Source organism: Cupriavidus sp. 8B (assembly GCF_054589115.1).
Genome location: NZ_BAAILO010000252.1, coordinates 101,707 through 110,110 on the forward strand (window position 1 = coordinate 101,707; position 8,404 = coordinate 110,110).

General features: G+C 66.6%; 9 protein-coding genes. 6 read left to right on the forward strand and 3 right to left on the reverse strand.

Features of this window, described 5'->3' with window-relative positions; all coding sequences use genetic code 11:
• The first annotated feature begins 40 nt into the window (after positions 1–40).
• The 6 genes from ACYP5B_RS24875 (at position 41) to alaC (ending at position 5,217) form a co-directional block, all read left to right on the forward strand.
• Positions 41–730, forward strand: a complete 690-nt coding sequence (locus tag ACYP5B_RS24875; protein WP_459571435.1) for an isochorismatase family protein — start codon at positions 41–43, stop codon at positions 728–730.
• A 49-nt stretch (positions 731–779) separates the two neighbouring features.
• Positions 780–1,406, forward strand: a complete 627-nt coding sequence (ycaC, locus tag ACYP5B_RS24880; protein WP_318232684.1) for an isochorismate family cysteine hydrolase YcaC — start codon at positions 780–782, stop codon at positions 1,404–1,406.
• A gap of 174 nt (positions 1,407–1,580) precedes the next feature.
• Positions 1,581–2,297 (forward strand): PadR family transcriptional regulator, encoded by a 717-nt coding sequence (locus ACYP5B_RS24885; protein WP_459571436.1) that lies wholly within the window; start codon positions 1,581–1,583, stop codon positions 2,295–2,297.
• 62 nt (positions 2,298–2,359) lie between these two features.
• Positions 2,360–3,181, forward strand: coding sequence for a siderophore-interacting protein (locus ACYP5B_RS24890; protein ID WP_459571437.1), 822 nt, complete (start codon positions 2,360–2,362; stop codon positions 3,179–3,181).
• Positions 3,182–3,330: 149 nt separating this feature from the next.
• The gene (locus ACYP5B_RS24895; protein WP_459571438.1) at positions 3,331–3,792 is read left to right on the forward strand and encodes a winged helix-turn-helix transcriptional regulator; all 462 of its coding nucleotides are present in this window, start codon (positions 3,331–3,333) and stop codon (positions 3,790–3,792) included.
• Positions 3,793–3,960: 168 nt separating this feature from the next.
• A complete protein-coding gene (alaC, locus tag ACYP5B_RS24900) occupies positions 3,961–5,217 on the forward strand; it encodes an alanine transaminase (protein WP_318232681.1) in 1,257 nt (418 codons plus the stop codon).
• A 65-nt stretch (positions 5,218–5,282) separates the two neighbouring features.
• On the opposite strand, the gene ACYP5B_RS24905 is transcribed toward alaC, so the two are convergent.
• The 3 genes from ACYP5B_RS24905 to mmsB are packed head-to-tail and all read right to left on the reverse strand — an operon-like array spanning position 5,283 to position 8,117.
• Entirely contained in the window at positions 5,283–6,440 is a 1,158-nt protein-coding gene (locus ACYP5B_RS24905; RefSeq protein WP_459571439.1) for an enoyl-CoA hydratase/isomerase family protein, read from the reverse strand.
• A 10-nt stretch (positions 6,441–6,450) separates the two neighbouring features.
• The gene (locus ACYP5B_RS24910; protein WP_459571440.1) at positions 6,451–7,221 is read right to left on the reverse strand and encodes an enoyl-CoA hydratase; all 771 of its coding nucleotides are present in this window, start codon (positions 7,219–7,221) and stop codon (positions 6,451–6,453) included.
• Complete coding sequence (gene mmsB / locus ACYP5B_RS24915) at positions 7,218–8,117, reverse strand: 3-hydroxyisobutyrate dehydrogenase (RefSeq protein WP_459571441.1); 900 nt, start codon at positions 8,115–8,117, stop codon at positions 7,218–7,220. Before mmsB ends, ACYP5B_RS24910 begins: the two co-directional genes overlap by 4 nt.
• Positions 8,118–8,404 lie beyond the last annotated feature (287 nt).

Consider the following 8,404-nt stretch of genomic DNA (forward strand, 5'->3'; position numbering starts at 1 on the left):
GCCGTGGGCCCGCCGCAACCAAACCGGAGAATCCATCAACATGAACGCCTTTGCCAATATCGCCAATTTCAACGGGCAGAAACCGGTGATCGATCCCGACGATGCAGCCATGCTGCTGATCGATCACCAGAGCGGCTTGTTCCAGGTGGTCAAGGACATCGACCTGCCGCAACTGCGCGCCAATGTGACCGCGCTGGCCAAGGCGGCCAGCCTGCTCAAGATGCCGGTGATCACCACCGCGTCGGTGCCGCAAGGCCCCAACGGGCCGCTGATCCCCGAGATCCACCAGGCCGCGCCGCATGCCAGGTATGTGGCCCGCAAGGGGGAGATAAATGCCTTCGATAACCCCGAATTCGCGGCCGCCGTCGAGGCCACCGGCAAGAAGACCCTGGTGATCGCCGGCACCATCACCAGCGTGTGCCTGGCGTTCCCCTCCCTGAGCGCGGTGGCTGCGGGCTACAAGGTGTTCGCCGTGGTGGACGCTTCGGGCACGGTGTCGAAGATGGCCTCCGACCTGACCATCGCGCGGCTGGTCCAGGCCGGCGTGGTGCCCATCGACACCATGGGCACGCTGTCGGAAATGCAGAAATCGTGGAACCGGCCGGATACCCGGGAATGGGCGGAGGTCTACTCACGGGCCATGCCGCACTATCAACTGCTGATCGAAAGCTACATCAAGGCGCAGCAGGTTGCATCCGAACACGAGACGCTGGATTCGCAGCGTAGCTGAGCGTCAATCGTCGAACACCGATCCTCAAATCCTCAAGAAGGAGATTCGCATGACTACCCCATACAAGCGCCTGGACAAGAGCCAGGCCGCCGTGCTCCTGGTCGATCACCAGGCTGGCCTGCTATCGCTGGTCCGCGATATCGAACCCGATAAATTCAAGAACAACGTGCTTGCGCTGGCGGACCTGGCGAAGTATTTCAATCTGCCCACCATCCTGACCACCAGCTTCGAAGACGGCCCGAACGGACCGCTGGTGCAGGAACTGAAGCAGACCTTCCCCGATGCGCCCTATATTGCGCGGCCGGGCCAGATCAACGCCTGGGACAACGAGGACTTCACCAAGGCGGTAAAGGCCACCGGCCGCAAGCAACTGATCATCGCCGGCGTGGTGACCGAGGTGTGCGTGGCGTTCCCGGCCTTGTCCGCGATGGCCGAAGGCTACGACGTCTTTGTGGTAACCGACGCCTCGGGCACCTTCAACGAGATCACCCGCAATGCCGCGTGGACCCGCATGGCGGAAGCCGGGGCGCAGATGCTGAGCTGGTTCGGCGTGGCTTGCGAGCTGCATCGCGACTGGCGCAACGATATCGAAGGACTGGGCACGCTGTTCTCCAATCACATTCCCGACTATCGCAACCTGATGGCGAGCTACAGCACGGCGAAGGGCGCCAGGTAGCCCTGCGTGGCCGGCGCATGTGGCGCTGGCCATCCATGTTTCACGGGCTTTGCGCATGCCATGGCGCAGTCCCGGCGGGCCGGCTTCTCCAGCCGTGCCCGCAAAGATCGCCTTGACATCCTTACTTACGATATATATCTTACGATATGTCTTTCGATAGTAGGAGTCGCGATCATGCGTCACCATCCGCTTCTGGGCAGGCTTAGCCATCACATGCTTGCCCACCTGTCTACCGATTTTTCCTTTCCCTCTTCGTCCCACGGGGCGCGCCATGCCATTGGCCGTCACCGCCACGGCGGCGGTCCCGGCGGCTTCTTTGGCGGTGGCGGGGATGGCTTCGACGGCGACGGCGATAGCTGGCGGCGCGGCCGCAAGTTCAGCTCGGACGATCTCCAGTTGATGCTGCTGTCCCTGCTTGAGGAAAAGCCGAGCCACGGCTACGAACTGATCAAGGCACTGGAGGCCCGCACCAACGGCTTCTACAAGCCCAGCCCGGGCATGGTCTATCCCGCGCTGACCTTCCTGGAGGAAGTCGGCTACGCCACCGTGGATACCGAGGGCAACAAAAAACGCTACCAACTGGCCGGGCCGGGCCTGGCACACCTCGAAGCCAACCGCGAGCGGCTGGCGATGATGCTCAACAAGCTCAAGCATGTGGCGCGCAAGATGGAGTGGGTGCGGCGCGCGCTATCGGGCGAGGGGGCCGAGGCTGGCAACGAGGGTGAAGCCGAAGGCGGCTGGTTGCCCGAGTTCGTCGAGGCGCGCCTGGCGCTCAAGCGGGCGCTGCTGCTGCGCACGGAGGCCACGCCGGCCGAGCAGCGGCGCATCGCCGCCATCCTTGCGCGAGCCACCGCCGAGATCAATGCCGGGCCACACCGGCAGGGCGCCTAGTGCTGAGCCGCATCCCGACACTCCATCTCCCGTATCCCATATTCCAGTCACCCAGGAAATCCATGAATACTCGCGACCTTACCGTGCAACGTGTTCGCCATGAACTCAAGATGCGCTTGCTGCAAGTCGTGCGCACCCAGTCGGTTTCGCCGCAGTTGCTGCGCGTCACGCTGGCCGGCGACGACCTGAAGGGTTTTGTCTCCGCTTCCTTCGACGATCACGTCAAGGTGTTTTTCCCGGCGCCCGGGCAGGACAAGCCCGCGCTGCCCGAACCTGGCCCCAACGGACCGGTGTTTCCCGAGGGCGCGCCGAAGCCCGCCGCGCGCGACTACACGCCGCGCCGCTATGACGCGGCTGCCGGCGAGCTCGATATCGAGTTCGTGCTGCATGGCGATGGTCCCGCATCCACCTGGGCCGCGCAGGCTGCGCCCGGCCAGTATCTCGGCGTGGGCGGCCCGCGTGGCTCGTTCGTGATTCCCGAGGCCTTCGACTGGCACCTGCTGGTGGGCGATGAAACCGCGCTGCCCGCGATCGCCCGCCGCCTGGAGGAACTGCCGGCCGGCGTGCGCGCGCTGGTGGTGCTGGCGGTGGACAACGCCGCCGCCGAAATCCCGCTGCCCAGCCGCGCCGATGCCGATATCCGCTGGCAGCACCGCGATAGCGCGCCGGCGGGTGCAACCGCCGGCAACCTGCTTGAGCAAGCCTTGCGCGAGCTGACGCTGCCGCGCGGCGAGGGCTATGCCTGGGCCGCCGGCGAAGGCGCGGCGATCCGTGCCGTGCGCCAGTACCTGGTGGGCGAGCGCGGCATCGAGAAGGGACGTATCCGCGCCGCCAGCTACTGGAAGGCCGGCGCCGCCGCCGTGCACGAGAATATCGACGACTGACGGCCGCCGCGGCGGTTTGCCCGGAGGTTGAAGACGGGATCGGCTGGTTTTACAATGCAACCGCCTCGCCGTGGGCGCCGAAGCCGGCGCCATTGCAGCGCGCCGCATCCCGCGGCGCCGTGCCGCCGGCGAGCAGATGGAGTTGCGACATGGTTCGGCGAACCAGCCTGGAAGGCGCGGAGTGCCCCGTGGCCCGCTCGCTCGATGTGATCGGCGACTGGTGGTCGCTGTTGATCGTGCGCGACGCCTTCGACGGCCTGCGTCGCTTCGGGGAGTTCCAGCGCAGCCTTGGCCTGGCGAAGAACATCCTGGCCGACCGGCTGCGCACGCTGCTGGCGCACGGCATCCTGGAGCAGGTGCCGGCATCGGACGGCAGCGCCTACCAGGAATATGTGCTGACGCAGAAGGGGCGGGCACTGTTCCCCGTGGTGGTGGGTTTGCGGCAATGGGGCGAGGCGTTCTTCTTCGCGCCCGGCGAACCGCATTCGGTGCTGGTGGATGGCAAGGCCGGCAAACCGGTGCGGCAACTCGAGGTGCGCGCCGAGGATGGCCGCCTGCTCGGGCCCGGCGATGCCGTGGTGAGGAAGGTGGGCGAGGAGACGTTGAAGTAAGCGCGGCGCATGACGGCACATGACGGCGAGATTCGCCGACGCGCGGTGCTGAGTTGCAAAAGCCGTAGACGCCGCTTGCATTCGCCGCTAAGATCTTTCCGGTTAGCCGCACCAACGGCTGGCAGCGTCGCTCGGACGGTTCCGGGCGCTTACGTTCAAGGAAAATCCATGTCAGCCTCCGCAGGCAAGCGCCGCTTCGCGCGTATCGATCGTCTTCCCCCGTACGTCTTCAATATCACCGCCGAGCTGAAAATGGCGGCGCGCCGCCGTGGCGAAGACATCATCGACATGAGCATGGGCAACCCGGACGGCGCCACGCCGCCGCACATCGTTGCCAAGCTCACCGAAGCCGCGCAGCGTCCCGATACCCACGGTTACTCCGCCTCCAAGGGCATCCCGCGCCTGCGCCGCGCCATCTCGCACTGGTATCGCGAACGCTACGACGTCGAGATCGATCCGGACACCGAGGCCATCGTCACCATCGGTTCCAAGGAAGGGCTGGCCCACCTGATGCTGGCCACGCTCGATCGCGGCGACACCGTGCTGGTGCCCGATCCGAGCTACCCCATCCATATCTATGGCGCGGTGATCGCCGGCGCCGATATCCGCTCCGTGCCCCTGGTGCCGGGCGTGGACTTCTTCGCCGAGATGGAGCGCGCCATCCGCGGCAGCTATCCCAAGCCGAAGATGATCGTGCTGGGGTTTCCGTCGAATCCCACCGCGCAATGCGTGGAGCTGGATTTCTTCGAGCGCGTGATCGCGCTGGCGCGCAAGCACGATATCTTCGTGGTGCACGACTTGGCCTATGCCGACATCGTGTTCGATGGCTGGAAGGCGCCGTCGATCATGCAGGTGGAGGGCGCCAAGGACATCGCAGTGGAGTTCTTCACGCTGTCCAAGAGCTACAACATGGCGGGCTGGCGCATCGGCTTCATGGTGGGCAACCCGGACCTGGTGGCGGCGCTCACGCGCATGAAGAGCTATCACGACTATGGCACGTTCACGCCGCTGCAGGTGGCCGCCATCGCCGCGCTGGAAGGCGACCAGCAATGCGTCAAGGAGATCGCCGCGCACTACCAGACGCGCCGCGACGTGCTGGCGCGCGGGCTGATCGAATCCGGCTGGCCGGTGGAGATTCCCAAGGCGTCGATGTATATCTGGGCGCGCATCCCAGAGCCGTATCGCGCGCTCGGCTCGCTGGAGTTTTCCAAGCAGCTGCTGGCCAAGGCCAAGACCTGCGTCTCGCCCGGCATCGGTTTTGGCGACTACGGCGACGAGTACGTGCGCTTTGCGCTGATCGAGAACGAGGCGCGTATCCGCCAGGCCGTGCGCGGCATCAAGGCGATGTTCCGCGCGGACGGGCTGGTGAAGGTGCCGGTGGACGAGCACCTGCCGCACGGCCATGCGCCGAAGCCCAAGGACTGAGCGTCTTCGGCGTCTTCGGTGTCTTCAGCCTGGCCACACGCCGGCCTCGTGCGGGCGTGCAACGATCAGGCAGTACATCCTGATCGGCCAAGCATTGCCAGCGGGTGGGACTCACGCGGCCATGGGCTGTCGAAGAACGACCGCACCACGGCCTCGCTGAGCTCGCTCGCATCCTTCACGCGCCAGCGCGGCGCATTGTCCTTGTCGACGATCAGCGCGCGCACCCCCTCGATGAAATCGCCCTGCGTGAACGCGCGCGACACCACGCCGAGTTCCATGCGAAAGCACCCGGCAAGGTCCAGGTCGCGGCCGCGCAGCAGCAGTTCCCGCGTGACCGCCATCATCAACGGCGAGCGCCCGCGCAGGGTATCCAGCGTGCGTGCGGCCCAGTCGGCATATGCCGGGTCCGATTCCGCGGCCAGGCTGTCGAGCAAACCAGCTACGCTCGCATCTGCCCGGAAATGCCGCAGCACTGCGGGCAACACCGACTGCAGCGGCGCCTCTTGTGCGCTGGCGGCAGGCGTTGCCTGTAGCGTGGCGCGCAGGTCCGCCAGCACATCGCCTGTCCAGCTGATGTCGGCTAACGTCTGCTCGAGGTGCTCCAGGCTCGCGGCGGGCACGACGATATCTGCCAGCTTGCACAGCAGCGTATCGGCAGCGCCGAGCGTCACACCCGTCAACCCCACATAGAGCGCCAGCGCCAGCGGCAGCTTCGACAAGAAATGGCTCGCGCCCACATCGGGGACCAGGCCGATGCCGGTCTCCGGCATCGCCACGCGCGAGCGCTCGGTGACCACGCGCAGGTGCGCGGCCTGCGCCAGGCCCATGCCGCCGCCCATGACGATGCCGTCCATCAGCGCCACCACAGGCTTGGGGTAGCCATGCAGGCGGTAGTCGAGCTGGTACTCGTCCACGAAGAACTGGCGGTGCAACGGCGTGCCGGCGTGGAAGCTGTCGTACAGCGCGCGGATGTCGCCGCCGGCGCAGAACGCCTTGGGGCCCGCGCCGCGCAGCACCACCGCGGCGATGTCGTCGCGCACGGCCCAGTTGGCAAGCCGCGCATCGAGCATGCCGATCATCGGGTAGGACAAGGCGTTCAACTGGCGCGGCCGATTGAGCGTGACCAGGCCGATGCCGTTGATCTCTTGGAAGCGCACCTCGTCTTCGGCGCTAGGCGCCGCCGCGGGGCGTTCTTGCGCGGCATCGTTCGGGTTCAGGCGCATGGCGTCTCTCCTAGGCATTGCGCCATTGCGGCGCGCGCTTCTGTAAGAAGGCGTTGACGCCCTCGCGCTGGTCCTCGCCGTCGAACAGGTCGACAAAGCGCTCGCGCTCCAGCGCCAGCGCCGGGCCGCGCGGCACGCCCTGGCGGGCCAGGTGCACTAGTTGCTTGCTGTAAGCGGCCGCCCGCGGGCTCACATTGCTGGCGCGCTCGGCCAGCCGAAACGCGGCGTCGAGCGCGTGGCCGGCAGGCACCACCTCTTCCACCAGCCCGATGCGCAGCGCGGTGGCGGCATCGATGCGTTCATTGGTCAGGATCATGCGCTTGGCCCAGCCTTCGCCAACCAGCCAGGGCAGGGTTTGCGTGCCGCAGCCACAGGGCAGCAGGCCGACGCCGGCTTCGGGCAGCGCCATCTGGGCCTGTTCCTCGGCAATGCGCACGTCGCAGGCCAGCGCGCATTCCAGCCCGCCGCCCATCGCATAGCCGTTGATCGCCGCGATCACCAGGGGGCGTGCGTTTTGCAGCGCCTCAAAGGCCGCGCCGAAGCGCTGCGCCATCAGCCGGGCGTGAGCGCGATCGCCATCGGCAAAGCCGTTGAGGTCGGCCCCGGCGCTGAAGAAGCGGCTGCCGTCGCCGGTGATCACGATGGCGCGCACGCCCGTGTCCGCGTTCAGCGTGGCCACCAGTTGCTGCAACTGTGCCAGCCCCTCGGCATTGAACGCATTGGCGGGCGGGCGCTTGAGGGTTAGGCGGGCGATATGCCCGTCGATGACGTGCTCGATCATGCTTTCGGCGCCTCCTGCGTCAGGTACTGGCGGATCACGCCCGAGAAGTCGAGCTGGCCGTCGCCCGCCTGGCTCACCGCCTGGTAGATCTGCTGCGCCAGCGCGCCGAGAAAGAGCGGTTGCCGCACGCTGCGCGCGGCATCCGTGGCCAGGCCCAGGTCCTTGAGCATCAGGTCCGCGCCAAAGCCGCCGCTGTAGCCGCGCGAGGCCGGCGCGGTCTCGATCACGCCCGGGTAGGGGTTGCAGGTGTCGGCGGCCCAGCAGCGGCCGGTGGAGGTGTTGACGATGCCGGCCAGCACGCCAGCGTCGATGCCCAGCTTGACGCCGAGCGCCATGGCTTCCGAAACGCCGATCATGGAGATGCCGAGGATCAGGTTGTTGCAGATCTTGGCGACCTGGCCGGTGCCGGTGCCGCCGCAATGGACGATGTTTCTGCCCATGCCGGACAGCACTGGTTTCAGTTGCTCGAACAGGGTCTGTTCCGCGCCCACCATGAACGTCAGCGTGCCGGCCTGCGCGCCGCCGGTGCCGCCGGAGACGGGGGCGTCGGCAATCGGGTTGCCTTGCTTGTCTGCCTCGACGGCCAGCGCGCGGATGGTGGCCGGGTCGATGGTGCTGGAGTCCACCAGCGGCACGCCGGGGCGCACGCCCGCCAGGACGCCTTCCGGTCCGAGGTAGGTGGCGCGGACGTGGGCGGCGGCCGGCAGCATGGTGATGACGAAGTCGGCTTCGGCGGTGGCCTTGCGGGCGGATTGGGCTACGGCTGCGCCGTCGGCTTGCAGGGCTGATAGTGCGGTGGCGTTGAGGTCGAATACGGTGAGGGTGTGGCCTGCCTTGAGCAGGTTGCGGGCCATGGGGGCGCCCATGTTGCCGAGGCCGATGAAGGCTATGTGCATGTTGGCTCCTTACTCTTGGTGTTGGTTTTTGCTGTGGCGGGTTGGCGGCTGGCACAGCGTCAAAGGCTTGACTGCAACTGCAACTGCTTAAAGTCAACGGCAATTTCACCACCCCTGCGGGGCGGCGACCTACTTTCTTGTCTTGCCAAGAAAGTAGGCAAAGAAGGCGCGCCGGATGGGGCGACACCCCCTCGGGATTCGGCGAAAAGAGCGGCCGGGACCCAAACTCGCATCGCCTTAAGGCGATACTCAGACATGGGTCCCTCTTTTCCGCTCTTTTCGCCGAA

Bases quoted from the DNA above. Each gene is read 5' to 3' on its own strand.
- ACYP5B_RS24875 (WP_459571435.1), top strand. From the start codon at position 41: ATGAACGCCTTTGCCAATATCGCCAATTTCAACGGGCAGAAACCGGTG.
- ycaC (WP_318232684.1), top strand. From the start codon at position 780: ATGACTACCCCATACAAGCGCCTGGACAAGAGCCAGGCCGCCGTGCTC.
- ACYP5B_RS24885 (WP_459571436.1), top strand. From the start codon at position 1,581: ATGCGTCACCATCCGCTTCTGGGCAGGCTTAGCCATCACATGCTTGCC.
- ACYP5B_RS24890 (WP_459571437.1), top strand. From the start codon at position 2,360: ATGAATACTCGCGACCTTACCGTGCAACGTGTTCGCCATGAACTCAAG.
- ACYP5B_RS24895 (WP_459571438.1), top strand. From the start codon at position 3,331: ATGGTTCGGCGAACCAGCCTGGAAGGCGCGGAGTGCCCCGTGGCCCGC.
- alaC (WP_318232681.1), top strand. From the start codon at position 3,961: ATGTCAGCCTCCGCAGGCAAGCGCCGCTTCGCGCGTATCGATCGTCTT.
- ACYP5B_RS24905 (WP_459571439.1), bottom strand. From the start codon at position 6,440: ATGCGCCTGAACCCGAACGATGCCGCGCAAGAACGCCCCGCGGCGGCG.
- ACYP5B_RS24910 (WP_459571440.1), bottom strand. From the start codon at position 7,221: ATGATCGAGCACGTCATCGACGGGCATATCGCCCGCCTAACCCTCAAG.
- mmsB (WP_459571441.1), bottom strand. From the start codon at position 8,117: ATGCACATAGCCTTCATCGGCCTCGGCAACATGGGCGCCCCCATGGCC.